We start from the raw sequence: 26828 nt of genomic DNA, 5'->3' as shown, positions 1-26828 counted from the left end.
GAACCCAGAGACCAGGACAATAAGTATTTGACTACTGCAACCGCAGTTTCGTTCATGGTTCTCCGGCGGACGGTCGCGTGGTCCGGAGCCCTCTGTGGGCTGCTCTTCGCCGTCGTCGTCGTCAGCGCCGCGCTCGGGTACGCGGCTATCGGTCCCTTGGAGGTAGCGTACGTCCTGTTGAACGAGGTTCGGGTCCCGGCGATCGGGGCTGGCTCGCTCGTATGGTTCCGGCCGTTCGGCTTCGACGTCGCGACCACGACGGAACTCATCGTCACCCGGATCCGACTGCCGCGCATCGTTTTAGGCGCGATCGTCGGGTTCGCGCTGGCGCTCGCGGGGGCCGTCATGCAGGGGTTCTTTCGGAACCCGATGGCTGACCCCTCGATCATCGGCGTCTCCTCGGGGGCCGCCGTCGGTGCCGTGGCGTTCATCGTCCTTCCGGTCTCCGTCCCGTTCGGCCGGGCCACCTTCGCCTTCGTCGGCGCGCTCGTCGCCGCGTTCGCCGTCTACGCCATCGCGACCGAGGGCGGCCAGACCCCCGTCGCGACGCTTCTTCTGGCCGGCGTCGCCCTCCAGACGTTTCTCGGGGCGGCGATCTCGTTTCTCCTGTTGAACGCCGGCGACAGCCTCGAAACGGCGGTCTACTGGCTGATGGGACATCTCCACAACAGCACCTGGGGTCGGGTCCGAGTGGCGTTGCCGGTCGTCCTCGCGTTGTTCGTGGTTCTGTTGGCGTATGCCCGCGATCTGAACGTACTATTGTTGGGCGAGGACGACGCCCACACGCTCGGCATCGACGTCGAGCGGACCAAGCGGATCCTCCTCGCGACGTCGAGTATCGTCACCGCGGCCGCCGTCTCGGTGGCGGGCGTGATCGGGTTCGTCGGGCTCATCGTCCCCCACATGATGCGGCTCGTCGTCGGTCCGGACCACCGGATCCTGCTGCCGACGAGCGCCCTGGCTGGGGCGGTGTTTCTCGTCGCGACCGACACGGTCGCGCGGTCGGGGCCGACCGAGGTGCCCGTCGGTATCGTCACCGCGGCACTCGGTGCGCCATTCTTTTTGTACTTGCTGCGGCAACGGGAGGTGCACTCGCTGTGATCGATTTCGAGGCGGTCAGCGTCGAACTGGGCGACACGTCAGTGCTCGAGGACGTCTCCCTGCGTATTCCCGAGGGAACCTTCGTCGCGTTGGTCGGCCCGAACGGGGCGGGCAAGACGACGCTACTTCGGACCTGCAACGGGCTCGTCTCGCCGGCGACAGGGGCCGTCCGCGTGGACGGCCGCCACGTGATGTCGGCGTCGCCCCGCGAGATCGGACGACTGGTCGCGACCGTTCCACAGGAGACGGCGGCCGTCTTTGATTTCGACGTCTCGGCGTTCGTCGCGATGGGACGGACGCCGCACCGTTCGCGGTTCGAGACGGCCGACGACGCCGATCGAACCGCCGTCGAATCGGCGCTCGAACGGACCGATACCGCCCGGTTCGCCGACCGATCCGTCACTGAACTGAGCGGGGGAGAACGACAGCGCGTCGTGTTCGCCCGTGCGCTCGCACAGGAGACGCCCGTTCTGTTGCTCGACGAGCCGACGGCGAGTCTCGACATCAACCACCAGCGGCGGACACTCGCGTTGGCGAGAGAGCTCGTTGCGGCCGGAAAAACGGTCGTCGCGGCGATCCACGACCTGGATCTCGCCGCACGCTTTTGTGATCGGATCGCGTTGCTGTCTGGGGGAACGGTCCTCGCTGACGGACCGCCGGACGCGGTCCTCACCGCCGACCGGATCGAGTCCGCCTTCGGGGTTCGGACGGCCGTGGGAACGAATCCGGCGACCGGATCCCTCTCCGTGACGCCGCTATCGGGCGAGCACGCCGGCGAGCATCGGGTACACGTCGTCGGACACGGGACGGGCGCGGCCCGAACGATCGGCCGTCTCGCCGAACTCGGCGTCCGCGTTAGCGCCGGAGTGGTTCCCGCGGGGGACGTCGCCGCCGTCACCGCCGAGGCGGTCGCACGGGAGGTCGTGACCGCCCCGCCGTTCGAGCCGGTCTCCGACGACCGGTTCGCGGCCGCGGCCGACCTGGTCAGGCGGGCGGACGCGGTCGTCGTCGCCGGGACCCTCGGGGCACCGAACAGACGCCTCGCGGACGTCCCGGAGCGGACGTTCGCCCTCCGTGACGCACCGGACGGTCACTCGAGCCGTCCGCTCGCCACCGAACGCGAACTGCTCGACGTTCTCGGGCGGTCGGCTCCGGCCGAACCGACGGCCCGATAACCGTGTCCTCGCGGTGCCGTCATGCCGGGACCGATCGGATCCCCCATCGGCGATAGTGTTATATGGTACCACGCACCTATGTACGAGACACCGACGATGTCCAGTGTAGATTCATCACCCACGCCACACCCCGCCGACAAACGGATTCTCTCGTACCTCGACGAGAACCCGCCCGACTATCTGCCGGTCGTTGCGACCCGGCTCGGCATGCATCTCCGATACGTCGAACGGCGGGTCGACACGCTGATCGACCACGGACTGGTCCAGGCGGTGACTGCGGAGGTCATCTATACGACCACCGAAAAAGGATCGCGGTATCTCGTCGACGGGGACCGCTCGTTCGCCGCCGAACGCGACGGATAACCGGGGGCCGTCGGCGGTTCGTTCCGGACGGATCAGTTCTGTCGGGTCGAGCGCGCTTCCCGGACTTCCGCGCCGTCGCGGAGTTTGTCCTCGCAGTTCGGACAGACACGGACGGTCGACATCCCCTGTGGAGCGAACACGCGCACGTAGTTGTCCGTCACGAACGCCTCACAGTTACGACAATGTGGCATACCGTAGACTCTCGAAGAGAGTCTCAAATATCTTTCCCCTACCGGCCGAGAAAGATATCCCGACGGGGGGATGTCAAGGCCTCCGCTCGTTTCCACACTCCAGGCAGGTGAACACGAAGTCCCCGTCGTCGGTCTCCGTCATCGTGTGTCCGGTCTCCTCACCGCACTCGGAGCAGGGGATCGCCGCTTCGATCTCGCCGATGTCGTGTTCCGACGTCGGGGCACCGAGGGCGAGCGCGACGACCCGTTCGTCGTTGTCCGCCTCGTTGTATCCGGTCTGGAACTCCCCCGGCGGGAAGCGGATCACCTCGCCCGCGCCGACGGAGACGGGATCAGCCGCGTCGCTGTCCGGGGCCTCGGCCACGTCGAAGGTCGCCTCGCCCGACTGGATATAGAATACCTCTTCCTGATCGTGGTGGGTGTGGAGTCCCCCGGAGAAGGATTCGCCCGGTTCGAGTTCGAAGTAGTTCATCGCGAGGTGTTCGGCATCCACCGCGTCCGAAACCGGGCGACGGATGCTGTAGATCTCTCCGGGGTGTGACTCGCTATCGATCTCGTCGATCGTGGCCTTGTGCATGGGGACGTCGAAGACCGCACGGGGGTAAAGCGTTTCTCTCGGACGCCGACCGGGCCGACTGGAACCGACCAGGACCGACTGGAACCGACCAGGACCGACTGGAACCGACCGAACCGACCAGGACCGACTGGAACCGACCAGGACCGACTGGAACCGACCGAACCGACCGGAGTCGAAAGCGTTTACAAAGGGCGGAAAACCAGTATCCCGCGTGGAGTACTTTCCAGTCGTTAGCTACCTCCTGCTGTTTGCGTGTTTCGGCGCGCTGGGGGCTCCGATCGCGGCGGTCGTCTTCCGGGAACTAAAATATAAGGGTGCCGCGTTCGCGATCCCGACGGCACTGATCCCCTTCGCCATCGTCGTGTTCTGGCTCGGACAGATCACGTTCGGCCGCCACACGGTCGTGATCGCCCTCGGAACCGTGGCCACCGCCACGTCGATCGCGTACCGCCGCGGCGGCGTCCCCGAGTGGGACGCAGTCGCGAGGGGCTACGGCGTGTTCGCGCTCGGGTTTCTGTGTCTCGTGTTGTTGCGTACGTCCTCGCCCGGAATCACGCCCGCCGGTGGCGAGCAGTTCCTCCATTTCGGCCTCGTGAACGCGCTGGAACGGTCCGGGAGCCTCCCGCCGCTGGATTTTTGCTACGCCGGCGAGCCGCTGCGGTATTATTATGGGACCCAACTACAGGTGACGAGCTTTGCGATGCTGACGGGGACGGAGCTGCGCTACGGTTTCAACCTCGGAATCGCCGCGTTCTACGGGGTATTGGTCGTGGTGGCCTACGGCCTCTCGGGTGCGATCGTCGCCCGTCGCGGCCATTCTTACCGCCTGGGTGGCGTCCTCGGCGCGTTCGTCGTCGCCCTCGGCGGGGCGACGACGACGCCCGTTCGTCTCCTGACGCCTGTCCTCCCCGAGGGGATCTCGGAGCCCGTCGCCCGTGCGGCCTTCGGGTTCGTCGCCCGGCGGTTCCACGGGGGCGATCTGGCCGCCGCGGTCGCCGAACTGTCGGCCCCCCGAACCTGGTCGTGGTGGGACACCCGCTATGTGGTCCCGGGCACGATCCAGGAGGTCCCGCTGTACTCCTTCGTGAAGGCCGACCTCCACGGCCACGCGCTCTCGACGGGATACGTGCTGTTCGCTGCCGCGGTGGCGTACGCCTACTACCGGATGCCGGCCGAGGATCGCCGACGCCGTGCTGCCACAGTGTTCGGTGGACTCGGCGCGATCGGGGGCGTCTTCGGCTTCATGAACACCTGGGCGCTCCCGACGGCCGGCGGGATCGCGGTCCTCGCGGTCGGCGCGGCCGATCCGGATCCCGCGACGCTGGTGCCGGGGCGCTTCGGAACGATGCTCGAAGGCGCGTCGGCGTCGGGTGGGGATCGGTCACGGGTATCGCGCCTCGGATCGGAACTCCGACGGCTGGCGCTCGCCGGGGGAGCGGGGGGCATCGTCGTCGTGATCGGCGTCGCCGTCGCGTCGCCGTTTCTCGTCTTCGGCCACGTCCCGACCAACGAGGGAATCGGCCTCCTCCCACCACGGAGCCCGATCGGACCGTTTTTGGTCGTGTACGGTGGCCTGCTTGCGATGTTCGCCCTCTATGTAGTGACGCTCGGGTGGTCCACAGTCGAGGGCCTCGACCGACGCCTCCTCGCAGCCACGGGGCTCTGTCTCCCGCCGGCCCTGGCGGCTACGGTGGTTCGTTTCGACGTCGACGTACTCGCCCTCATGGCGACGTCGTTGCTCGTGGGCTGGCTTCTGGTGTGTGCCGGCCGAAGCGTCGGGGGTGGGAGTCGGGGCGACAGAGGTGGGAGTCGAGGCGAGCACGGGGACGGACGCGATCCCACCGACGGCGGGGACTTCGCGGTCGTGTTGTTCGTCGCCGGCTTCGGACTGCTCCTCGCGTTGGAGGTGGTACACGCTCGGCTCCCGGAGATCGATCTGCCACGGTGGAACACGGCGCTGAAAGTCGCCGTCCAGGGGTGGACGCTGGCCGCCGCGGGCGCGGGTGCCGCCGCCGCGGTCGTCCTCTCGCGCGGGCGAACCCGCATCGCCGCCTACCGGGCAGCCGTCGAGTCGGCGAGCGATTCGACGCCCGGCGGGGGTGCCGACACGGCGACCGTACCCGATCGACTCGCCGTGCTCCGGTCGTCGGTCGCCGTCGCCCTCGTCTGTCTGTTCTTGGTATCGACGCTCGTGTTCCCGGTCATGGTGTTCAACCAGGAGGTCGCTAACGAGGTCGCCGCGGGGACGTACGACCCCACCCTCGACGGGTTCGAGGCGATCGAGACGTCCCGGCCGGAGCAGGCCGCAGCGATCCGCTGGCTCGGAGACCGTCCGGGGAGGCCGACCATCGTCGAAGCGCCCGGCCCGTCCTATCGGTTCACGAGCCCCGCCTCGACGTTCACCGGTCTCCCGACGGTCGTCGGGTGGGATCATCAAGCGGAATACCGGAGCCCCGAGGCCTACGAGCGCCGCGTCACCCACGTCGACGAGATCTACGCGGACGAGTGGACGGTCGCCGCCGAACACCTGCGGAGATACGACGTCGTGTACGTCTACGTCGGCCCCGGCGAGCGCGATCGCTACGGCGACGCGTTGCGGTCGTTCGACCGGCCGGAGATCACCGTCGCCTTCGAGAACGGTGCGGTGACGATCTACCGGGTGGGCGGGGGCGAACGGGGATGAGCCGGCCGTCTCAGGCCAGATCGAAGCGGTCGAGTTTCATCACGTTGCTCCAGGCGTCCACGAAGTCGTGGACGAACGTCTCCTCCGCATCGTCGCATCCATACGCCTCCGCGATGGCCCGGAGCCGGGAGTTCGATCCGAAGACGAGGTCCACGCGGGTCCCCCTCCACTTGCGCTCGCCCGTTTCACAGTCACGCCCCTCGAAGACGTCCTCGGACGCCGAGGCCGCCTCCCACTCCGTATCCATGTCGAGTAGGTTGACGAAGAAGTCGTTGCTCAGCGTCCCTGGCCGGTCGGTGAAGACGCCGAGGTCGGACTGCTCGTAGTTCGCACCCAGCGCTCGCATCCCGCCGACGAGAGCCGTCATCTCGGACGCCGTCAGGTTCAGGAGGTCAGCCCGATCCACCAACAGCTCCTCGGCCGGCTGGTCGGCATCGTCCCCGAGATAGTTGCGGAACCCGTCCGCTTTCGGCTCGAGCGCCTCGAAGGAGTCGATGTCGGTCTGTTCGCGTGAGGCGTCCGTACGCCCCGGTTCGAACGGCACCTCCACGTCGTAGCCGGCGTCGGCCGCCGCCTGCTCGACGGCCGCACAGCCGCCCAGAACGATTAGGTCGGCGAGTGAGACCCTCGTCCCATCGGACTGCGAACCGTTGAACTCCGCTTGGATCCCGTCGAGAACATCGAGCGCCGCCTCCAGTTGCTCCGGCTCGTTTACCTCCCAGCTCCGCTGTGGTTCGAGGCGAACGCGGCTCCCGTTTGCCCCCCCACGCTTGTCGCTGTCGCGGTACGTCGATGCCGATGCCCAGGCCGTTTTCACCAACTGGGGGACGGACAGTTCGGAGTCGAGGATCGTCCGCTTGAGTTCGGCGACCGCTTCGTCCCCGATCAGTTCGTGATCGACGTCGGGGAGGGGGTCTTGCCACAGCATCTCCTCGTCGGGAACCTCCGGACCCAGGAACCGGGAGGGCGGCCCCATATCGCGGTGGATCAGCTTGTACCACGCTTTCGCGAAGGCCTCTTGGAACTCGTTGGGGTTCTCGCGGAAGCGCTCCGCGATCTCCCGGTAGTCCGGATCCCGCTTGAGGGCGATGTCCGTCGTCATCATCATCGGGGCATGCGTCTCCGAGGGATCGTGTGCGTCCGGCACGGTGTCCTGTGCGGCCTCATCCGTCGGGGCCCACTGCACCGCGCCGCCGGGGCCTTCCTCGACCTCCCACTCGTAGTCGAGCAGGTTGTCGAGATAGGAGGTATCCCACATCGTCGGTGTGCCGTTCCAGGCACCCTCGATGCCGCTTGTGATCGTATCAGGGCCCTTGCCGGTGCCGTAGTCGTTCTCCCAGCCGAGGTCCTGTGCGTCGATCGGGGCCTCCTCGGGCACGGGCCCGAGGTCCTCGTCGGACGCGCCGTGGGATTTGCCGAACGTGTGTCCGCCGGCGATGAGCGCGAGCGTCTCCTCGTCGTTCATCGCCATCAGGCCGAACGACTCCCGGATGTTCTCCGCCGACGCGAGCGGATCCGGCTCGCCGTCCGGACCCTCCGGGTCCACGTAGATCAGCCCCATCACGCTTGCACCGACCGGTTCTACGAGTTCGCCGTCCTCGTCCCGGCGCTCGGATTGGGGGGCTTCCATCTCGTCTTCGGGCCCCCAGTTGACGCCCTCGTCGGGTTCGAAGGCGTCCTCGCGTCCGCCGGCAAAGCCGAACGTCTCGAACCCCATCGACTCCAGGGCGCAGTTCCCGGCCAGGACGATCAGGTCCGCCCACGAGAGTTTGCGGCCGTACTTCTGTTTGACCGGCCACAGCAGTCGGCGCGCCTTATCGAGGTTCGCGTTGTCGGGCCAGCTGTTGAGGGGCGCGAGGCGCTGTCGACCACCGGCCGCGCCGCCGCGGCCGTCGGTGGTTCGATACGTGCCGGCGCTGTGCCACGCCATCCGAATGAACAGCGGACCGTAGTGGCCGTAGTCGGCCGGCCACCACTCCTGGGACGTCGTCATCACCGATTCGATGTCCGCCTTTACCGCCTCGAAATCGAGCGTCTCAAACGCTTCGGCGTAGTCGAACGTGTCGCCCATTGGACCGACCTGTCGGGCGTTCTGGTCGAGCATCTTCAGATGTAGCTGATTCGACCATCCGTCTCGGTCTGGATCACTCATCATCGGAGGGTTGCCGCTTTGGCGTGTTAATCTTATCGAACCAATAAGGAAATATGTGCTGTCGCCTACGTAATCTATCAAATGGTAAAGTTTTTTCAGCAGCTGGGGAGCCGCCACGAGAACGCCGTCGGTCCCGTATATTTCGACCCCTCACAACCCACGGGGAAAGACGTGGTCAGCACGTCTACGGCCGGATCCCGATCTCCCCGGATCGGTCGTCCGAGGCCGGGTGGGCCGACGCTGATCGCGCCGAGGAGCCAACGCCCGCCCAGGACGACCGCGCCGATTACGACGGGTTTCCAGGCGAGCCCGATCACGATGGGTTTCCAGGCGAGCCCGATCACGACGGGGTTCCAGGCGAGCCCGATCACAACAGGGGCGATCACGAGAACCAACACGACTGCGAGCAGTGTCCCGACGAAGAACGCGCTCGGGCCAGAGAACAACGGTACGACCGCGGCGAGTCCGGGGATCATTCCCCGTCTTCGTCCGCCGCGTCAGTGCCGGTTGCTGGCCCCGCCGCTGCGGCGGCCTCGGTGTCGACTTCTTCGATCTCGACGTCCTCACCGGCGACGCCGCTTTCGCCGATGACTGGGAGCAAATTATAGCCCCCTGTCGGGCCCTTCCGGATGACGGTAATGTCGAAGACGAAGTCCAGTTCCTCGTCGGTTCCGATCTCGAAGGGTTTGACGATACGGAGTCGGTTACTTGGCACCATCACGTCGACAGCCTCGCCGTCGACGACCCCTTCAGCGCTGGCGACTCGGAGTTCGATCCCCGAGTACCGCCCCTCTTCCAGTTCGCCTTCGAGCACCGAAACGGCACGGTTTCCTTTGACCTGGGTGAGATCAACGGTCACACTATCGAGGTCGAATTTGACGAATCCCCCGCTTCCGTCGTCCTCGGAACCGTCAGTATCGTCGCCGGTCGTGGTGTCGGACGGCGGCGTGGCAGTTTCGTTCACCGTGCCGTTGGCGACTCCCGGAGTGATTTCTTCGTCCTCGTCGGCCCGAAAGACACGAGCCGCCGAGAGGGTGACGTCCAGGGAATCGAAGTCCTCGATGGCTACCGGCTGGTCGCTAATCAACAGCCGGAACGTCCCGCTTGCCACGCTGCCGTCGTCGGAACCGCTTTGGCTGTCGGAACAGCCGGCAAGGAACACGGTTCCGAGCCCTACGGTGGCCTTGATCAGGGATCGTCGTCTCATGCGCCCTCACCTTGCGGGGACGCCGTAATTAGATACGTTCGTAATGGACACCACTGAGAGACTGTTGTCATTCTCTAGCATACGAGAGGGAGACGGATAACCGTGTGGGCTGCTCCTCGCGTAGCGTTCGGATACGGATCGAACGATGAGGCACAGCGTCCCTCGAGTGCTCTATGACCGAAAGCGCTATAGTGAACATCGCAATTACGTACACAGCGATCGCACGGCGGCAGTGCGATCGAGTGTGTATTGTCTTCCGATCTCTACTATAGCCTCCGCGGTAGTATCGACCGATGTGACGTAGGCCAGCCCCGAGCTCGGGGACGAAGACACGTCCCTGCGGCACGAAGTATCCGTCCGGGTCCACCGGGAACCAACGTCGGGTGAGACGGCTTCGGACGCCGACCACGGGAGCGAACACCGCACAGGAGCGAACACCGCACAGGAGCGAACACCGCACAGGAAACCAATCTGCGTGTCCGTTTCGCCGTCGTACACCGTGCTGCGTCCACGCACGGGGGCGGCTGGGTCAAACGTCGGCTTTCAGTTCGTCGGCGTACCGGTCGGCGAGCCGCGTCGGCGGGGGGAGTTTGTACTCGCCGCCACAGGCGATAACGCACTCGAGGGCCGTCCGGGCCGAGAGCCGGTGTCCCGGTGAAATATACAGAGGATTGATCCGCGTCGAGTCCGGGTACTGTCGGCTCTGGTAGGCGTACCCGATGACAGTCCCCTCCGGGGCCGTCATCGAGTCGTCGGCCTCGATCGGAACGTACTCGCCCGCCTCGAGCGAGTCGGTCGGGGCCCGAGGGCGGCCACAGAGGAGGCCCTTTGCGACACCGATAGCCGGGACGTCGAAGCAGACGCCGACGTGGGTGGCGATCCCCGCCTCACGGTAGTGGATCCGGCCGCTCCCGTCGAAAACGAGCAGATCCGGCTCGACGTCGAGCGCCTCGAGTGCGGCGACGATCGGTTCGCCCTCGCGGAACGCGAGCAGCCCGGGTACGTACGGCATCGAAAGCGGCGTGACGGCGCTTTCGCGGGCGATCACCTCCCCGCCGCGCAGGACGACGACCGCCGAGACCGCCCGGTCGTCGAGAAACGCCTGATCGATCCCGGCGACGAGCGCCTCGCCCGATCGGACGTCGGAGGGAGTGTCTTCGACGGTGTCCTCGAAGACCGCCGCCGACGCGATCTCGGCCTGTAGCGCCTCCATCGCCTCGTGCGAGTCGGGGCGACCGGGCCGAAACCGCTCGACAGCGACCTCCATCTACCGGAACCGCCCCGGACCGCCCGGACCGCCGGGACCGCCCGGCCCGATGTTCAGTTGTCTCGGCCCGCGGCCGATGCGATCTTTGATCCGGTTGCCGTACCACAGCCCGACGAGGAGGCCGACGAGGTGTGCGAAGTGGGCGACACCATCGAGGATCCCGCCGTTGGCGACGAACGCGAAGATCGAAAAGGCCGCGAACAGTACGGTCAGCGTCCGGATCGACATCGGGATGAAAAAGAACAGCAAGACCTTCAGTTCGGGGGACGTGACCGCCAACACGCCCATGATCGCCATCAGCGCGCCGGAGGCTCCCAACACCGCGACCTCCTCGCCGGTTAGGAGGCCGACGCCGACCTGCCCGAGCCCGGCGAGGATACCGCTCACGAGAAAGAGGGCGGCGAACTTCTTCGAACCTACCTGCCGCTCGACGATCGGCCCGAAGAAATACAGCGCGATCGCGTTGAACAGCAGGTGTGTCGGACTGCCGTGTGAAAACACCGAGATGACCCACGTCCAGACGTACTCGGGGTGAGTCGTCGTGAGCGTGAAGATCTGCCCCCACGTCGTAGTTCCGGGGCTGACGCCCGCCGGCGGCAGTCGGACGCCGAAAAGCGGTGCGATGAGATACTGCATGCCGAAGACGGCGACGGTGAGCGCCAAGAAGAGATACGAGAGGTTGTTCCGAAAGTATCCCGACAGCCCGCCCGGTCCGGTATCGATACCGAAACGGTCGAGAACGCCGCTCGAACGCCCCACACCGCGCCGTCCACGCCGGGGGCTGGATCCGACCGAATCGTCGAAGCCGCTGTCGAAGACGCCGTCCGGATCGTTCCAGTTTTCGAGGCCGGGGCAGTCGTGGTTCTCCGGGAGTCTGTGCTCACTGCAGTAGGTCCCGCCGCAGTGCCGGCAGTTGTACGGCATGTTCTCGTCTCTGCCGCAGACGTCACACGTCGCCATTGTTACTCGGTCGCTCTCGGCGGGCAAAATCGTTTGGATGCGTTTTGGCGTCCGTCGAACCACCCGACAAAAAGCGGATCAAGGCGGTACCCGAGCGGCGTACGGTCTTTTCTGTCCGTTTCGAGCGGGGGGTCCCAGCGTTCATACCGGGGAGGGATTTCACGCGCCGTCTGCGGTCTCGCGGAGGCGTGGGATGACTTCCTCGACGCCCAGGGCGACGATTCCAGCGTACAACGCGACCGCGCCCATGACCGACAGCCAGAGCGCGAATTTGAGATTGCCGGCCGCGAGGTAATCGACGCTCGTCAGCTCGGCGAAGACACCGGCGACCGTGAACCCGGTCGCGGCGACCGCGTAGGCCAGGAGTTCGACGACCGATGCGAGGAGTTCTTTCATACCCTCGGGTAGGACGACTGACACATAAAAAGCTGCCGGGAGCGTTACGCGCCGAGTTCGACGACGACGTCCGACTGCACCCACATGTCCGGATCCTCACGGTCGTAGATGACGACCTCCCCGTTGTCGAGCGAGAGGTGAGCGTACCGCTCGGAGTCGAGCGGCGTCTCCGGTGGTTTGGTCGATGGGCGGAGCGATTCGTCCGTATCGGAGGGTGCGTTACTCATTGACATATGCCCCGAAGCGACGGGGAAATATAAGCGTTCGGTCGCAGTGTCGCTCGGGATGGGAGATGCCAGAGGGGAGAGTCCCGCAGGCGACACGGCTCCGGTCGGAAGGAGCCGCCTCGAAACGCCGGCTACCGCGCGTACTCCCAGGTGTCGGTGTAGCTGTCCACGATTCGACGTAGCATTCCGCTGTCGGCGACGAGCCGCCCGGCGACCGTCGGGTTCCGTACGATTCGGCGAAACACCCGCCGAGGACGTCTGGTAACGTCGTCGATCGAGAGCCCCTCGAGCGACTTGGCGACCGCCGCCAGCAGCTCCGGATCCTCGTGTTCGACCCACGCGCCGCGCATCAGGTGTGCGAGTCGGTACTCCGGTCTCATCGCCTCGAAGAGCCGCTCGGGGTACTCCGAGACCCGTCCCGCCTCGATCGATTCGGCGAGGAGATACGACGACCAGATCGCCTGACAGATGCCCTCGCCCTGGTACCGGTTCGCGATCCCGGCCGCGTCACCGACCAAGAAGACGCCGTCTGCGGGGCGATGCGTCCGTCGGGGATCGAGGCTCGGCCCGCGCGGGATCGTATACACGTTCACGTCGGACCGATCGGGGACGGGAAACCCGTTGCGCCTCGCGGCGGCTTCGAACGCGTTCATGTAGTCGTCCGGCCGTCGGTCACCGGCCCACCCGATCCCGACGTTCGCCGTGCGCTCGGATTTCGGGAACGACCACGAGTAGCCGACGTACCCCTCGAAGAAGATGCGCGGATACCGGAGGTACTCGCCGAACTCGCCGTCGACCGTGGCGTTCAACGCGACCATATCGCCCGTGTACTCGTCGACCGCGTCGGTAGCCTTGTGTGTCAAAGACGGCTGTCCGGTCGCATCGACGACGTAGTCGTACGCCTCGACGATCCGGCGGTACTCGTCGGGCGACACCGAGCGCCCGGTCTCGAAAGCCACGCCGTCCTCCGCGAGCGAGCGCGCCCACTGGCGCTCTACGGTGTTGCGATCACAGACGTATCCCGGATCGCATCGGAGGTCCGACGTCTCCAGGGGAGGGTCGTCGAACTCCCGGTCACGGCCCGAGTATACGCGGAGTTGAAATCCCTCGACGTCGTTCAAGAACCCGTTTTCGGCCGTCTTTTCCAGCGGGACGAGCGTCGCGTCGTTGATCGCCTCCCCGCAGTCGACGCGCTTCGTGTCGTACTCCTGTCGCTCGAACACGCGGATCTCGGTTATCCCCTCGGCGTCTACGAGTCCGTGTGCCGCCGCGAGTCCCGCCACGGCCCCGCCGAGGACGGCAACGCGCGCCTCGTTCGGCTTCATTCCGGTGAACCGTCGGACGGCGACGGCTTAGCACTACGGATCCGTCGGAGAACTGAAACGACGGCTCCGTCGGAGAACTGAAACGACGGCTCCGTCGGAGGAGGGGTTCGAGACACACCAGCCGACGTCAGACCACGAGTCCCTCGACGACGATCGCGACGAGCACCAATCCGAGGTAGGCGTTCGAGGCGTGGAACGCCCGGAACGCGGCTCCGTTGGAGCGCTCGTAGTGAAGCCGAACGACCATCCACAGGAAGACGGCTCCGAGCGCCACGGTCGTCGCGCCGTAGAGCCAGCCGAGGTCCGAGACCGCGGCCAACCCGCCAGCGCCGAGCAGCGTTGCGCCGAGATACAGGAGGATGTGCTTTCGCGTCTCGGTCTCGCCGCGGACGACCGGCATCATCGGGAAGCCGCCGCGCTCGTAGTCGTCACGGTAGGCCAACGCGAGGTTATAGAAGTGTGCGGGCGTCCACAGGAAGATGAGTCCGGCCAACGCGAGGCCACCGACGCCGACCGTTCCGGTTACGGCGGCGTAGCCGATGAGCGCCGGCAGCGACCCGGCCGCTCCACCGAGCACCGTATTCTGTACCGTGTTCGGCTTCAGAATGACGGTGTAGACGACGCTGTAGAAGACGATCGCGGCCAGTCCGAGCGCGGCGGTGAGCAGGTTTACCGACAGGAACGCCCCGAGCGATGCGACGGTCAACAGCCCGCCGAACGCGAAGGCGTTCCGGACCGGGACTTCGTGGGTCGCGACGGGGCGGTCGGACGTACGGTTCATCCGCTTGTCGACGTCCCGTTCGAGAACGTGATTGAACGTGCCGGACGCGCCGATAGCCAAGACGCCGCCGCCGAGCGTCGCGAGGACGGTCCGAACCGCCGGCGTCCCGGCGAGCACCATCCCGGCCCCGGCAACGAGACAGAGAAGCCACATCAGCCGGGGCTTCATCAGTCGGAAGTACGCGCCGAGAGTGGCTTTGAGTCGAGCGGGCCCGGAGCGCGCGCGTGTCGGCTCGACGCCGTCGTCCGCCGGTGGTTCCGGCTCCAGTTCCAGTTCCGGAACGGTCCCCGGGACGTCGTCGGTCCCGGTCTCCGCCTCCAGTTCCCACGCCAACGCGAGCACTAAGGTCCCGAAGATGGTCATCGCGGTCAATAGGTGTAGGTTCTCCACCGGCGTTCCGTTCGCGATGACGGCTCCGACCCCGGCCTGGAGGGGGTACAACACCAGGCCGACGGCGAGTGCGGCCCGGACCCGCCGCGTCGTGTCCCGCCAGCCCACGGCGGCGGTTACGACCAAGAGCAGCCCGACGGCGGCCGCCACGAGACGGTGGAAGATCGAGACGAGCACGGCGGGATCGGTGAGGTCCCCGGTACAGAGTGGCCATCCCCCACAGGCAGCCGCGGCGTCGGCGAGCGCGGCCGTCGCGCCGACGATTACGAGCACGTATACGCCGACGACTGCCACCCCAAGCAATGATACGAACCCTGTCGATCGCATTGTCGACACTCTTCGTGCGTACGCACTTAGATGCCCCGTTTCGTGTGGTACTAGTTGAAGTCGGCACATATTTGACCGAGTAGACCAACACGTTGAACAATGAGAGTTGCGCGCATACTACCGGTCGCTCTCGTCGGGTTTCTCGCGCTGCTTGTGGTCGAGCCAGTCGCCGCACAGGTGTCGCTCCGCGACGAACTGATCTCCGATCTCAACATGACGCTGCTCTATGCGGCGATCCCGATCACCATCATCGTTGAGGCGGTGCTCATTTACGCGGTCATCAAGTTCAGAAACAACGACGACCCGAAGCCGACCGAGGAGAACCGTCGACTCGAGATCACGTGGACGATTGCGACGGCGGTCGTGTTGCTCTTCGTCGGCGTGGCATCGTATCAGGTGCTCGCGGTCGAGGAGATCGGAAATCCGATCGCGGACGAAGAACGCCTCGAGCCGTCCGTCTCACAGGACCTCGAAGGGGCGGTCGGTCCCCACGCCGACGAGGAGGACGCCGTCGAAATCGAGATCGAAGCCTTCCGATACGGCTGGCGAGCCAGTTACGCCGGCGGCGACGTCAGCACGTTCAACGAGATACGGGTCCCGACCGACCGACCGGTGTATCTCCACATCCGGTCCTCGGATTGGTTACACATGCTCCACGTCCCGAGCGTGGGCATCAAACAGACGGCCATCGTCGGGGAGTACAACACCGTCAAGACGGAGACCTACGAGCCCGGCAGCCACCAGTTCTACTGTACCGAGTACTGCGGTGTCGGCCACTCCCAGATGAACGGCGAGTTCATCATTATGGAGGATGACGACTACGACGCCTGGATCGACGAGCAACTCGGGTAGCGACCGAGCGCTTTAGGTGAAAGAGAGGGCGCTAAGCCCCCTTCCTCAAGGAGCGACCGAAGGAAGCAAGTAGGGAGGGGATACAGCGCCCACACGAGGCACAACCACGCCGGTCAGTATGCTTAATATACTTCAATTCCTACAAGTAGACACGTCGCATGAACTACAGCCCACGCTTCCGGTTGTTCCCGACGACGGAGCAACGCGGAGCGATGGACTGGCAACGGAACACCGTGCGACAGCTATACAACCACGCGCTCAGCGAATTTGAACAAATACCCGAGGACACAGGTACGCTTCGCCAGCGCGTCTGGATGGTTCGAGACACGCTCCCTGCGCTCAAAGACTGGTGGCCCGGCCTCAAACAGGTCTACTCGACGGTCTTACAGAAGGCGGTCGAGCGCATCCGAGACAACATTCAGAACCTCGGGAAACTCAAAGCCAAAGGCTACGACGTTGGGTCGCTGAACTGGAAGCGTCCACGAGACTTCAGGAGTTTCACGTATCGACAGTCGGGCTTCGAACTCGACAAGAAGAGTGGCCCGAACGGTCGAGGCGTTCTCATCCTCAAGAAACTCAAAAGCAAAACCCGCGAAATCCCGATTCGCTTACATCGAGACCTTCCAGACCATGAGTCAATCAAAGAAGTCACACTCAAGAAAGACTCCACTGGCGCGTGGGACGCCAGCTTCTGCATCGAGACGGAGACGCCAGGTGAACTACCCCGCCCTACTTCGCTCGGTCTGACGACCTCGCTCGTTGAGGGCGGGGCTTCCCCGTTCGATGACGCGACTTGCAGACACCACACGGGTATCCGTAGCGGTCGCAGTCTCCGGGGGTCGTTCGAAAATCGGAGATTTTCGTGATGACGAGAGACTTCGTCTCTCGAACCACGCGGATTCGGCCTGTCCCATGCCTAATTCAGAAAAAGCACGCTGAAGGATGTTCTTCGCGGCGTTGGCGTCCCTGTCGTCCTCGTATCCACACGACGGACAAGAGTGCTCGCGCACCCACAGGGGCTTGTCAGTTTCGACGCCACAGTTGCTACACTCCTTGGTAGTGCCACGCGGGTTGACTTCAACGAGGTGCGTACCGGCGCTCTCAGCCTTGTATCGCAGTATCTCGATGAAGGTTCGCCACGCGGAATGTGCTGTGTTTCGACTGTTTCGGTCTTGCTCCATCATGCCGCGAACATTCAGGTCCTCGACGGCCACTACGTCGTAGGTCTCGACGTAGTAGCGGCCGAGTTTGTGGAGGAAGTCGCGGCGCTTTCGCTTGATACGGTCGTGACACCGGGCGACGATCGTCCGTTGCTTCTCGTAGTTGTTCGACCCCTTCACCTTGCGCGAGAGTGTCCGCTGTTCTCGTCGTAGGCGCTCACGTTCGTCCGAGAGGTCCAACGATTCGACGGCGGTCCCGTCGGTGTCGTGAGCGTACTTCAGGATACCCACGTCGATGCCAACCGTATCCTTCGGGTCGATGGTTTCGGGAGCGGGTTTCTCCGGCTGTTCGTCGGTTTCGATACCGAGGGTGGCGTACCAGTTGCCCGTTGAGTCCCGTTTGATGCAGACCTGCTTGATGGTCGCGTTCTCGGGAATCTCGCGGTGGTACGCGATTGGCACCTCACCGATCTTGCTCAGTCGAAGTCGGTCCCGTCGTGTGTCGGTCTCGATGAGTGTGAACCCGCTCTGGCTGTAGGTGAACGACTTGTACCATCCCGCGCCCTTCCAACGAAGCGCACCGACGTTGTACCCGTTCTCCTTTTGCCCTGAGAGTGTGCGAAGGTTGTTGTAGAGCCGTTCTACGACGACCTGAAGCACCTTCGAATGGATCTGCTTCAGGTCGGACCATTCGCGTTTCAGGTCGGGGAGTGTGTTCTTTTGGGCGTATTCCGAGGGGATGTCGTCGGCTTCGTTGAGCCGGTTCAGGAAGTGGTTGTAGACCTGTCTACAGGTATCGAGCGTCCACGCTAACGCCTCCCGTTGGTCATCGGTCGGATAGAGCCGATACCTGTAGTTGTAGTTCATCGGTCGTCCGGGGGTTCCTCGCGTTGGTTCTCGACATATTCGATGAGCGTATCAAGCGACACTTGCCCAGTGGAGATGAGACAGTACGAGTCTGTCCAAAACGAATCACCCCAGAGTTTGTCCGTGATCTCGTCGTGGTACTCGTTGCGAATCCGTCGGGCGGTACTCCCTTTGAGGGTGTTGATGAACTTGGTTAGGTCAGTACTCGGCTTGGCATTGAACAGAATGTGTACGTGGTCGCCGTCGGCTTCGAAGCGTTCGATTTCGACGCCGTAGTTTTCTGTGAAGCCTTCAACGGCACCTCGCATGAAGTTCTTCATCTCCTCCGTGAACACGTCTCTCCTGTATTTGACTACCAAAACGAGGTGGTAGTTCAAGGCGTACACGGAGTGGGAACTTTTGTCGAGGTCGTACACCATTGGCCTTTGTCTACACTCCAATCTCCGCACCCAAATGGCATTAGTGTTTCGTTTGGATACCCTGTTTTGCACGACACCCTATGACGGTCAGAGCTTACGGCGCGTATCCTCTCCCTACTCGCTCGCTTCGCTCGCTCCTTGAGGAAGGGGTATTGCGCCTGTTAGAAGATAAACCCGCCGTCGAAGACATCGACCCAGATGATACAGTAGGGCTTGACCTCGGCGTCCTCAGCTTCATCCACGACTCGGATGGACGTTCTGTCGGGAGACTTGACTTGTCCGACGAGCGAAAACGACTCGAACGCGAGCAACGCTCGCTTTCGCGGAAGGAATATGAGTCGAACAACTGGGAGAAACAACGACGATGTGTAGCGAAGGTTCACGCGCAGATGTCGAACAAGAAGCACGACTTCAAGCACAAACTCGCGCACTTCTACACCACGGAGTACGACGCCGTGTTCGTCGAAAACCTCAACGTGAAAGGGATGCTCGAATCCTCGGAGAACGCGCGGAACAAGGCCGAGGTTGGCTGGCGCGACTTCATCACGATTCTTGAACATCACGGTGAGAAGAACGGATGTCACGTCGTGCAGGTTGACCCGCGCGGGACGACCAAGGAATGCGCGTCGTGTGGCGTTGAAACGCGCAAGCCGTTGTGGGTGCGCGAGCATTCGTGCCCGACATGTGGGTTCGAACTTGATAGAGATTGGAACGCGGCTCTCAATGTCCTCAACAGGGGACTCGACAAACTAGGAGTGGTTCACTCCGAAGCAACGTCCCCAGAAATCGAAGATTTCTGGTGTGCGAACGAATCACAGAGCGATTCGTTAACGCCTGTGGAGGCTGCGACCGCTGTGTCTACTGACGGTGGCGATTCATCGTCCATCGTCGTGGATGCAAGTCGCGTTTGTCGAGGGAACCTCGACAGGCTGTCAGACTACGTCTGACAACGTCGTGGAAGCAGGAAGCCCCGCCCTCAAGGAAGCAACGCGAAGCGTTGCTGAGTAGGGCGGGGTAGTTCACGTGGGTTTTTGTTCCTGCACCCGTACCAACGGGTATGAGCGTAGAGACTGACGACGGCCACGGTCACGGCGACAGCCATCACCTACCGGCCGTCGAGGACTGGCCGAAAGGATTCGGGGAAGCATCGTGGTGGCCGTTCATCGCGGCCCTCGGTGGGGGGGGGTTCTACGTCGGTGCCGCGCTGTTCATTCTCGGCCGTGGGACGGAACCGATGCTCAACCCCATGATCGGCCCCCTGGTCTTCGTGTTGAGTACCGTCGCGTTCCTCACGGGACTGTACGGCTGGCTGTATCACGCGTTCATCGTCGATTTCTGGGAGGGAGAGGCCGACAGTTACGGCTTCCCGTTGAAACTGACGATGCTTTTGTTCCTCGGGACCGAGGTCGCGACGTTCGGCGGCGGCTTCGTTTATTATTTCTTCGTCCGCGCCGGCGCGTGGGAGAACCTTCCGGCGATCGTCACGGAGGGGGAGGTCCTGAGTACGCTCGTGATCGCGAACACGCTGGTCTTGATCGCGAGTTCGGTGACGATGCACTATGCCCACCACGCGCTGTTGAAGGGCGACCGGAAGCGGTTCGTCCGACTGCTCGGAACGACGTTCGGGCTCGGACTCGTCTTCTTGGCCGGGCAGGTCTACGAGTACTATGAGTTCATTTTCCACTACGGCTTCGGAATCACCGACGGGGCGTACGGGACGGCCTTCTACGGCCTGACCGGGCTCCACGGCCTCCACGTGGCGTTGGGTGCCGTGTTGCTCGCGATCGTCTTCGTCCGGGCGCTGTACGGCCACTACTCGCCCGAGAAGCACGTCTCGATCAGCACCGTCTCGATGTATTGGCACTTCGTCGACGTCGTCTGGGTGTTCTTGGTCGTCGTGTTGTACGCCGGCGCGATCGTCTGATACCGTCGACTCGCGTTCCCGGCCGGCATTCGTCTCGAATGGCCGATGCGTCTCCGGACGCATCGAGCAACCGACGCGTCTTTTACCCGTCATCACGACGTACGGATATGGGAACTGAGCCCCAACGGACGAACGACCGCTACGACAAGACGAGCCCGTGGCCGATCGTCGTCGTCCTCGGCTTGGTGCTCAGCGAACTCGGGATCCTGTTCAACGTCTATGCGGCCTCGATCGTGGGACTCGTCCTCTTCGTCGCCAGCGTTTCGGGCATCGTCAACGAGGCGGGCTACGTCGTCTCCCCGTGGCGGTTGCTCGTCAGTCTCGGGGCGGCCCTGGTCGTTCTCGGGCTGTTGGTCGTGTCGCTGCGTGTCGACGGCGGCTTCTCGGCGTCGGTCGGTGCTGCGGCCGCCGCCGACAGCGTCCTCCAGCGGGGCCTCACGATCGCCGCGGCCGGGGGTATCGTCTCGGTATCCGGGATCGTCGTTCCGCGGGTGGTGACTCGGTGATCCACGGCCGTACGTTCGACCAATAACGTCTTATTGGGGGCGTTCAAACACGGCAGGCATGAACGAGCGCTCATTCGACCGCGAAACGCTGTTGGACCTCTCGGTCAACGTCATCCCGCTCACGGTGCTTTTGTTCTTTATCGGGCTATACGCCCTGGTCGCGCCGTTTCCCGCCGATTCGGTGGTCTTTCTCGTCCAGATGAGTCTCATGGCCCTCATCGGCGTGGCGCTCGCGATTTTGACATACTACTCCGGCAAAGCGATCTCGGCTGCCGAGAGCGAGGCCGACGAACAGACCCCTCCGGGATACTCCCGAGCGGACGCCGAAGCCGCCGGTATCTCGGGGGGCGACGAGTAGCCGGAGCGGCCCTCGGAGGCGATCGAAGACACACTTGATACGACCCGCCGCCGCGGAAATCACCCGATAACACAAACCTTCTTTAGGAGTAAGCCCACACATTCGGTAGACACACATGCCACCAGAACAGCTCGCGCTGACGGCCCTCGTGGGTGGGCTTTTCGTCCTCGCGTTCGGCTTCGTTGCCAGCGTAAAGAACTGGCGTACACGGCTCCCGTTCGTCGGCGGCAAACGGCTCGCGACCGACGGCGGACACGCACACGGCGGCTCACACGCGCACAAACCCTCTGGCATCGTTCGTTGGTTAACGACGGTCGATCACAAGGACATCGGGATCCTGTATGGGACCTACGGTGTCATCGCGTTCCTGTGGGGTGGCGTCGCCGTCCTGATCATGCGGATCGAACTGTTCACCGCGGCGTCGACGTATATCAGCCCGAACATGTACAACGCGCTCTTGACGAGCCACGGGATCACGATGTTGTTCCTCTTCGGGACGCCGATCATCGCGGCCTTCGCGAACTATTTCGTCCCGCTTCTCATCGGCGCGGACGACATGGCCTTCCCGCGGATCAACGCCATCGCCTTTTGGCTTCTGCCGCCGGGCGCACTTCTCATCTGGGCCGGGTTCTTCACCATCCCGCTCGATCTCGCTATCGGCCCGGCCGAGACGTCCTGGACGATGTACACGCCGCTGTCGGTCGAGCAGGTCAACCCCGGCGTCGACCTCATGCTCCTCGGACTCCATCTGACGGGTGTCTCGGCGACGATGGGGGCGATCAACTTCATCGCGACCATCTTCACCGAGCGGGGCGACGACGTCTCCTGGGCGAATCTCGATATATTCAGTTGGACGATCCTCACCCAGTCGGGGATCATCCTGTTTGCGTTCCCGCTCCTCGGGAGCGCGTTGATCATGTTGCTCTTGGATCGCAACTTCGGGACGACCTTCTTCGCGGTCGAAGGTGGTGGCCCGATCCTGTGGCAACACCTCTTTTGGTTCTTCGGCCATCCGGAGGTGTACATCCTCGTGTTGCCGATGATGGGGCTGGTCTCGTGGATCCTACCGAAGTTCGCCGGCCGGAAGCTCTTCGGTTTCAAGTTCGTCGTCTACTCGACGCTCGCGATCGGCGTGCTCTCGTTCGGCGTGTGGGCACACCACATGTTCGGGAGCGGGATCGATCCCCGGATCCGAGCATCGTTCATGGCAACCTCGCTCGCTATCGCCATCCCTTCGGCGGTGAAGACGTTCAACTGGATCACGACGCTGTGGAACGGGAACGTCCGGCTGACCACGCCGATGCTGTTCTGTATCGGGTTCATCTCGAACTTCGTGCTTGGCGGGATCACCGGCGTCTTCTTGGCGTCGGTTCCGGTTAATTACCTGCTTCACGAGACGTACTACGTCGTCGGGCACTTCCATTACGTCGTGATGGGAATGATCGCCTTCGCCGGGTTCGGGGCGATCTACTACTGGTTCCCCATCGTCACCGGCCGGATGTACAACCGGACGCTCGCGAAAGCACACTTTTGGCTTTCGATGATCGGCGTCAACATCACCTTCTTTGCGATGTTGCTCGCGGGCTACTTCGAGATGCCGCGGCGGTATGCGACCTACGAATTCAATCCGAGCCTCGCACCGCTTGCGGAGATCACGCTCCTCCATCAGGCGATGACCGTCGGTGCGCTCATCATCACCGTCGGAACGGTGCTTTGGCTCGTCAACATCGTCTGGTCCTGGAAGAAAGGCGGTGAGGTCACCGACCCGGATCCCTGGGACACCAAGGAGTACGGCCTCCACGGTCGCGAGTTCGCGTGGTTCGAACAACAGCTCGCGGCGACGGACGGCGGCGAGACAGAAATCGACGGCGAGGTCGCAACGGACGGCGGCGAGACACTCGGCGACGAGTGACGCCGCGGCCGAACGGTTTATTTTTTTCCGATTGGCGTTTCGACCACGAGGCGTGGATCGTTCACGTAGAGCTGACGACCAACACGAGCGCCGTCAGGGCCATGAGCACGGAGACAGCGACGAGGACGAGAAGGAGATACTCCTTTTCCGTGAACTGGCGGCGTTTTTCGGACATACCAGTGTTTGGGCTGGGCGTCTCAAAAGCGTTTCACAGTGGCGTTCACGCGTCGACGCGGACCCGGCCGCGTGGCGTCTCCCGGCCGGCCGAACTCCGTCAGCATCGCCGTCACGAGTGCCCGGCCCTACCGCGGAAACAAAAGGCTCATTCGGACGGTAGCCGTATTCGCTCCCGTGAGCGAGGGTGAAACCGGCGTCAGCGGCGAGCGCATCATCGTCGTCCTGTACGTGATCGTCGTGGGAGTCACGGGCTTTATGGGCGCTGCCATCGGCAGTATCGGGCTCCGTGATCTCGAAGCGGTCTCGTTTCTCGGACTCGTGACGTTCCAACCGACGCCGGTCGGCCTCGCCGCCTACGGAATGACACTCGTCGGCGTCGTGCTCGGCGTCCTGTTGGCTTTGGTCGTGTTCGTCTCGCGGCGGTACGTCGACGCCTGAGACCGCCGGCTACCGCTTTGTATACCGGGGGTTCGTCCGTGTCGGCTCGGTGCCGTCGACACACGTCCGCGGGTGCGTTTAATACGTACGCGATTTATAAACGTTCACGATGGCAAAGGCAGCAATCGTAGTTCTTGCCGGTAACGAATCACATTCCGATTATGGCCGCGTGGCGAACGCGCTCGAGGCGGCAAAGGAGTTCGCCGAAACCGACGGTGACGAGTTCACGTTGATCTTCGATGGGGCGGGAACCCAGTGGATACCGGAGCTCGAAGACGAGGAGAGCGACTACCACGGGCTGTACCAGGCGGTCAGAGACGATGCCGTGGTGTGTGACTACTGCTCCGGCGCGTTCGGCGTTTCGGATGCCGTCGCGGAGTCGGGGCTCACCACGCTCGACGAGTACGACGGCCACCCCAGTATCCGTACGCTCGTCGACGACGACTACGAGATCATCACGTTCTGACGTTTCCGGTCGTATCTCCGCAGCGAGAAAGCGGGGCCGTCGGCTACTCTTGGAGCCGTTCGGTCGTCTCGACGAGCGGGTGGTGTCCGTAATCGACCTCCTCGATATCGTCGATTGATTCGAGATCGCTCTTGCGGGCAGTTTCGGCCATCCCCAACTCGACCCGCCGGTCGAGCGTGATGACGTAGGCGTCCATCTCCTCGATACCGAGTCGGGCGGCCGCCATGACGCGGTGATGGCCATCGGCCAGGAGGAGTTCCCCCGCGTTGTCGATGACGACGAGCGGTTCCGCGAGTCCGTTTTCGAGTTCGTAGCGTCTGCCCTCCAGTTCGTCGGTGTATACCTTCGTCTGCGTCGGCGTCAGCGCGGCCAACTCGACCGTTCGACGCTCCTCTCCGGCCTCGGCGCCGTGGATGCTTTCGAGGGTGCGTTTGAGCTTTCCGACCTTTTCGGGGGTCGCGCGCTCGATCTGCGACCGAATGACGTCGGCGTTGGAGATGATACCCACCAGGTTTCCGGCGTCGTCGACCACGGGAAGCCGCTCGATGCCCGAGCGGAGGATGACGCGTGCGGCGTCCGTGATCCGCATCTCGGGGTGGGCGACGATGATGTCGTCGGTCATCACCTTGAAGATGAGGTCGCGCTCGTCGGCGAGCAGCAGATCGCGGGCGCTGATAAATCCCTCGACCTGACGGCCGTCACACACCGGAAACCCGCTGTGGTCGTGGCTCACGGCGATCCGCTCTGCGACCGCTTCCACGGAGTCGTCCGGCGAGACCGTGTCCACGTCGCGCGTCATGTAATCTTTCACCCTTGGTTTGCCGTCGTAGGGCGTGTCGTCTGAACGATCGTCCATTGTCGAGATGACGGCGTCGAACGGCAAAAAGCCCACCACTCGATAGCGGTTCGAGGGGGCGACCGCCGGCACGTACTGTCGGACGCCGTTCCACGACGGATACCGCGGTCGCGTGGACACGTCTTCCCTTGTCTCGCCGACAGTATTAGCTGAATCCGTCATCGCCGTCGGTGTACATGAACGGCGCGTACTGGGGCGTGATCCCGAGCGCCTCGAAGAACCGATCGGTGATCACGTCCGTGATCACGTCACACCGGTCGTCGGTGTCGGTCCCCTCGGTGAGGATACCGACCGGGATCTGTGCGCCGGCCATGTCGGCGTGTCCGCCGGCCCCGCCGATCTGGTTGAACGCATCGCGGAGGGTCTCGCCCAGGTCGCGCTCGCTGCCGCGGGCCCGCGCGGAGATGAAGACGGTGTCATCGGTGTATCCGAAGACGAGCGTCGTCGTTACGCCCTCCATATCGAGCAGCCGGTCGGCGGCCTGCGAGAGCGTATCCCGATCCGAAATCGGGCCGACGCAGGTCGTGAGGACGTCCTCGTGTATCGTCCGGTTCGAGACCGCGTTACCGACCGTCTCGAGTGTGTCCGAGGAGATGCTCGGGGACTCGACCTGTCTGAGCCGGTCGCTGTCGACCGACCCGATTATTTCCGCGGCGGCCTCGAAGTCGGCGATCGAGACCCCCCGACAGAAGTTGTCGGTATCCGTCCGAATCCCGTACAGGAGGCCGCTCGCGAGCGCTTTGCTCGTGTCGATCCCGAAATGCCGGAGATATCCGACGATGAGCGTACAGGTCGCCCCGGCGCTGCTCCGAAGGTCGACGAAGCCCGCGTGGACCGGCTCCCTCGGCGGATGGTGGTCGATGACGATATCGATCGGCGTCTCCTCGGGTAGCCCGTCGTTGACACCCGGCCTGGAGTGATCGACGAGCGCGAAGGCGTCGAACTCGGAGAGGTCGGCCTCCGGGGAGAGCTCCCGGAGATCGAACTCGAAGAGGTTGACGAGCGCACGGTTTTCCTGGTGGCTGATGTCCCCGTAATAACACGCCTCGGCGTCGATGCCGAACTCCGATGCCAGACACCGGAGTCCGACGGCCGAGGCGATGGCGTCCGGATCCGGGTTGTCGTGAGCGAGAATGGCGAGTCTGCCGTCGATCCGCTCGAGCGCCTCCCGGAGTTTTCGGGGCCGGATGCCGGCCTCGCCGGCGCGGTCGAGAAACGCACGGCTCGCTTCGGCCGGTAGGTCGACGACCCGGTCGGCCGCCGTGGCGACGGCGCTTCGATCGCTCCCGGTCGCCCGGTCGCCGAGACAGACCATCAGAAACGCTGAGGGATACGCCGACCGGGCCGTCCGGACCGCCGTCCGGAGGTCCGCGGGGTCGTCCGGAGCGACGATGATCGAGTCGATATCGCCCGCGACGGTCCGGATGTCCTCGACGTTACCCACGTCGACCCGCCGGGCATCGATGCCGCCGTCACGGAGGGACTCGGCCCGGTCGTCGTCGTCGACGAGGACGACAAGGGACTCAGAGCGGTCGGCCAGCCGTTCGACGAACGACGTTCCGACCGCATCGTAACCCAACACCAGCCGATTCATGTCAACGGATCCGACCCCGACGGCCTAAAACGTGCTGGAGCGACGAAACGTGCTGGAGCGACGAAACAATCCACCCGGCGGTTGACATCCTCCCCGCGCTGAAGCGCGAGGATTCCAGCGCGGGACAGCGGGCCAGTCCCGTGTCCCCGCTGGCAACTTCTCGCCTGCCGAACGGGG

Annotated in this window: 26 protein-coding genes and 2 pseudogenes; 13 read left to right on the top strand and 15 right to left on the bottom strand. The window is 64.0% G+C overall.

Annotated elements, in window-relative coordinates; translation table 11 throughout:
* Positions 1-54: 54 nt before the first annotated feature.
* The 3 genes from btuC (at position 55) to HZR14_RS11205 (ending at position 2639) form a co-directional block, all read left to right on the top strand.
* Positions 55-1101 (top strand): vitamin B12 ABC transporter permease BtuC, encoded by a 1047-nt coding sequence (gene btuC / locus HZR14_RS11215; protein WP_181692961.1) that lies wholly within the window; start codon positions 55-57, stop codon positions 1099-1101.
* On the top strand, positions 1098-2276 hold the full coding sequence (locus HZR14_RS11210) for an ATP-binding cassette domain-containing protein (protein ID WP_181692960.1): 1179 nt from the start codon (positions 1098-1100) through the stop codon (positions 2274-2276). The genes btuC and HZR14_RS11210 overlap by 4 nt, the downstream gene beginning before the upstream one ends.
* A 78-nt stretch (positions 2277-2354) precedes the next feature.
* Positions 2355-2639 carry a DUF2250 domain-containing protein gene (locus tag HZR14_RS11205; RefSeq protein WP_181692959.1) on the top strand — a complete coding sequence of 95 codons (285 nt, stop codon included), beginning with the start codon at positions 2355-2357 and terminating at the stop codon, positions 2637-2639.
* 32 nt (positions 2640-2671) lie between these two features.
* On the opposite strand, the gene HZR14_RS11200 is transcribed toward HZR14_RS11205, so the two are convergent.
* Together HZR14_RS11200 and HZR14_RS11195 are read right to left on the bottom strand one after the other, a co-directional pair.
* On the bottom strand, positions 2672-2830 hold the full coding sequence (locus HZR14_RS11200) for a DUF7563 family protein (protein ID WP_181692958.1): 159 nt from the start codon (positions 2828-2830) through the stop codon (positions 2672-2674).
* Between the two features lie 73 nt (positions 2831-2903).
* Positions 2904-3407: a cupin domain-containing protein gene (locus HZR14_RS11195; RefSeq protein WP_181692957.1), complete on the bottom strand. Its 504-nt coding sequence runs from the start codon at positions 3405-3407 to the stop codon at positions 2904-2906.
* A 211-nt stretch (positions 3408-3618) separates the two neighbouring features.
* On the opposite strand from HZR14_RS11195, the gene HZR14_RS11190 reads away from it, so the two are divergent.
* On the top strand, positions 3619-6090 hold the full coding sequence (locus HZR14_RS11190; protein ID WP_181692956.1) for a DUF2298 domain-containing protein: 2472 nt from the start codon (positions 3619-3621) through the stop codon (positions 6088-6090).
* A 10-nt stretch (positions 6091-6100) separates the two neighbouring features.
* On the opposite strand, the gene katG is transcribed toward HZR14_RS11190, so the two are convergent.
* From katG to HZR14_RS11145, 9 genes are all read right to left on the bottom strand, one after another.
* Entirely contained in the window at positions 6101-8242 is a 2142-nt protein-coding gene (katG, locus tag HZR14_RS11185; RefSeq protein WP_181692955.1) for a catalase/peroxidase HPI, read from the bottom strand.
* A 95-nt stretch (positions 8243-8337) separates the two neighbouring features.
* On the bottom strand, positions 8338-8718 hold the full coding sequence (locus HZR14_RS11180; RefSeq protein WP_181692954.1) for a hypothetical protein: 381 nt from the start codon (positions 8716-8718) through the stop codon (positions 8338-8340).
* Positions 8715-9449, bottom strand: a complete 735-nt coding sequence (locus tag HZR14_RS11175) for a DUF4382 domain-containing protein (protein WP_181692953.1) — start codon at positions 9447-9449, stop codon at positions 8715-8717. Before HZR14_RS11175 ends, HZR14_RS11180 begins: the two co-directional genes overlap by 4 nt.
* Positions 9450-9978: 529 nt before the next feature.
* On the bottom strand, positions 9979-10716 hold the full coding sequence (locus HZR14_RS11170) for an endonuclease V (RefSeq protein WP_181692952.1): 738 nt from the start codon (positions 10714-10716) through the stop codon (positions 9979-9981).
* Complete coding sequence (locus HZR14_RS11165; RefSeq protein ID WP_181692951.1) at positions 10717-11676, bottom strand: rhomboid family intramembrane serine protease; 960 nt, start codon at positions 11674-11676, stop codon at positions 10717-10719.
* 159 nt (positions 11677-11835) lie between these two features.
* Positions 11836-12072: a DUF8151 family protein gene (locus HZR14_RS11160; protein WP_181692950.1), complete on the bottom strand. Its 237-nt coding sequence runs from the start codon at positions 12070-12072 to the stop codon at positions 11836-11838.
* Positions 12073-12116: 44 nt separating this feature from the next.
* On the bottom strand, positions 12117-12299 hold the full coding sequence (locus HZR14_RS11155) for a DUF7331 family protein (protein WP_181692949.1): 183 nt from the start codon (positions 12297-12299) through the stop codon (positions 12117-12119).
* Positions 12300-12430: 131 nt separating this feature from the next.
* The gene (locus HZR14_RS11150; RefSeq protein ID WP_181692948.1) at positions 12431-13624 is read right to left on the bottom strand and encodes an NAD(P)/FAD-dependent oxidoreductase; all 1194 of its coding nucleotides are present in this window, start codon (positions 13622-13624) and stop codon (positions 12431-12433) included.
* Between the two features lie 127 nt (positions 13625-13751).
* Positions 13752-15122, bottom strand: coding sequence for a heme o synthase (locus tag HZR14_RS11145; RefSeq protein ID WP_181692947.1), 1371 nt, complete (start codon positions 15120-15122; stop codon positions 13752-13754).
* Positions 15123-15221: 99 nt separating this feature from the next.
* Here HZR14_RS11145 and coxB point away from each other — a divergent pair, with 99 nt between their 5' ends.
* Positions 15222-15974: a cytochrome c oxidase subunit II gene (gene coxB / locus HZR14_RS11140; RefSeq protein ID WP_181692946.1), complete on the top strand. Its 753-nt coding sequence runs from the start codon at positions 15222-15224 to the stop codon at positions 15972-15974.
* 158 nt (positions 15975-16132) lie between these two features.
* Positions 16133-16687 (top strand): annotated as a pseudogene (locus tag HZR14_RS14630) (RNA-guided endonuclease InsQ/TnpB family protein); the annotation flags it as partial.
* Between the two features lie 6 nt (positions 16688-16693).
* Here the strand turns inward: HZR14_RS14630 and HZR14_RS11130 are convergent.
* Both HZR14_RS11130 and tnpA read right to left on the bottom strand, forming a co-directional pair.
* The gene (locus HZR14_RS11130; protein WP_181692945.1) at positions 16694-18001 is read right to left on the bottom strand and encodes an RNA-guided endonuclease InsQ/TnpB family protein; all 1308 of its coding nucleotides are present in this window, start codon (positions 17999-18001) and stop codon (positions 16694-16696) included.
* Entirely contained in the window at positions 17998-18420 is a 423-nt protein-coding gene (tnpA, locus tag HZR14_RS11125) for an IS200/IS605 family transposase (RefSeq protein ID WP_181692944.1), read from the bottom strand. Before tnpA ends, HZR14_RS11130 begins: the two co-directional genes overlap by 4 nt.
* Positions 18421-18587: 167 nt before the next feature.
* On the opposite strand from tnpA, the pseudogene HZR14_RS11120 reads away from it, so the two are divergent.
* From HZR14_RS11120 to HZR14_RS11090, 7 genes and pseudogenes are all read left to right on the top strand, one after another.
* Positions 18588-19428, top strand: a pseudogene (locus HZR14_RS11120) (RNA-guided endonuclease InsQ/TnpB family protein); the annotation flags it as partial.
* Positions 19429-19477: 49 nt separating this feature from the next.
* Positions 19478-20344: a cytochrome c oxidase subunit 3 gene (locus HZR14_RS11115; RefSeq protein WP_181692943.1), complete on the top strand. Its 867-nt coding sequence runs from the start codon at positions 19478-19480 to the stop codon at positions 20342-20344.
* A 107-nt stretch (positions 20345-20451) separates the two neighbouring features.
* On the top strand, positions 20452-20850 hold the full coding sequence (locus HZR14_RS11110; RefSeq protein ID WP_181692942.1) for a DUF7541 family protein: 399 nt from the start codon (positions 20452-20454) through the stop codon (positions 20848-20850).
* A gap of 58 nt (positions 20851-20908) precedes the next feature.
* Positions 20909-21208 carry a DUF6684 family protein gene (locus tag HZR14_RS11105; protein ID WP_181692941.1) on the top strand — a complete coding sequence of 100 codons (300 nt, stop codon included), beginning with the start codon at positions 20909-20911 and terminating at the stop codon, positions 21206-21208.
* Between the two features lie 115 nt (positions 21209-21323).
* Positions 21324-23120, top strand: a complete 1797-nt coding sequence (gene ctaD / locus HZR14_RS11100; RefSeq protein ID WP_181692940.1) for a cytochrome c oxidase subunit I — start codon at positions 21324-21326, stop codon at positions 23118-23120.
* 351 nt (positions 23121-23471) lie between these two features.
* On the top strand, positions 23472-23735 hold the full coding sequence (locus tag HZR14_RS11095; protein WP_181692939.1) for a DUF7520 family protein: 264 nt from the start codon (positions 23472-23474) through the stop codon (positions 23733-23735).
* Between the two features lie 109 nt (positions 23736-23844).
* Positions 23845-24201 (top strand): DsrE family protein, encoded by a 357-nt coding sequence (locus tag HZR14_RS11090; protein ID WP_181692938.1) that lies wholly within the window; start codon positions 23845-23847, stop codon positions 24199-24201.
* A gap of 43 nt (positions 24202-24244) precedes the next feature.
* On the opposite strand, the gene HZR14_RS11085 is transcribed toward HZR14_RS11090, so the two are convergent.
* Positions 24245-25057, bottom strand: coding sequence for a CBS pair associated ParBc domain-containing protein (locus tag HZR14_RS11085; protein ID WP_181692937.1), 813 nt, complete (start codon positions 25055-25057; stop codon positions 24245-24247).
* Positions 25058-25202: 145 nt separating this feature from the next.
* Positions 25203-26651 carry a DHH family phosphoesterase gene (locus HZR14_RS11080; RefSeq protein ID WP_181692936.1) on the bottom strand — a complete coding sequence of 483 codons (1449 nt, stop codon included), beginning with the start codon at positions 26649-26651 and terminating at the stop codon, positions 25203-25205.
* Positions 26652-26828 lie beyond the last annotated feature (177 nt).

The sequence above is a fragment of the Natronomonas salinimetallica genome (assembly GCF_013839515.1).
Taxonomy (GTDB): Archaea; Halobacteriota; Halobacteria; order Halobacteriales; family Haloarculaceae; genus Natronomonas.
This window is presented reverse-complemented; position numbering and strand designations above follow the sequence as displayed.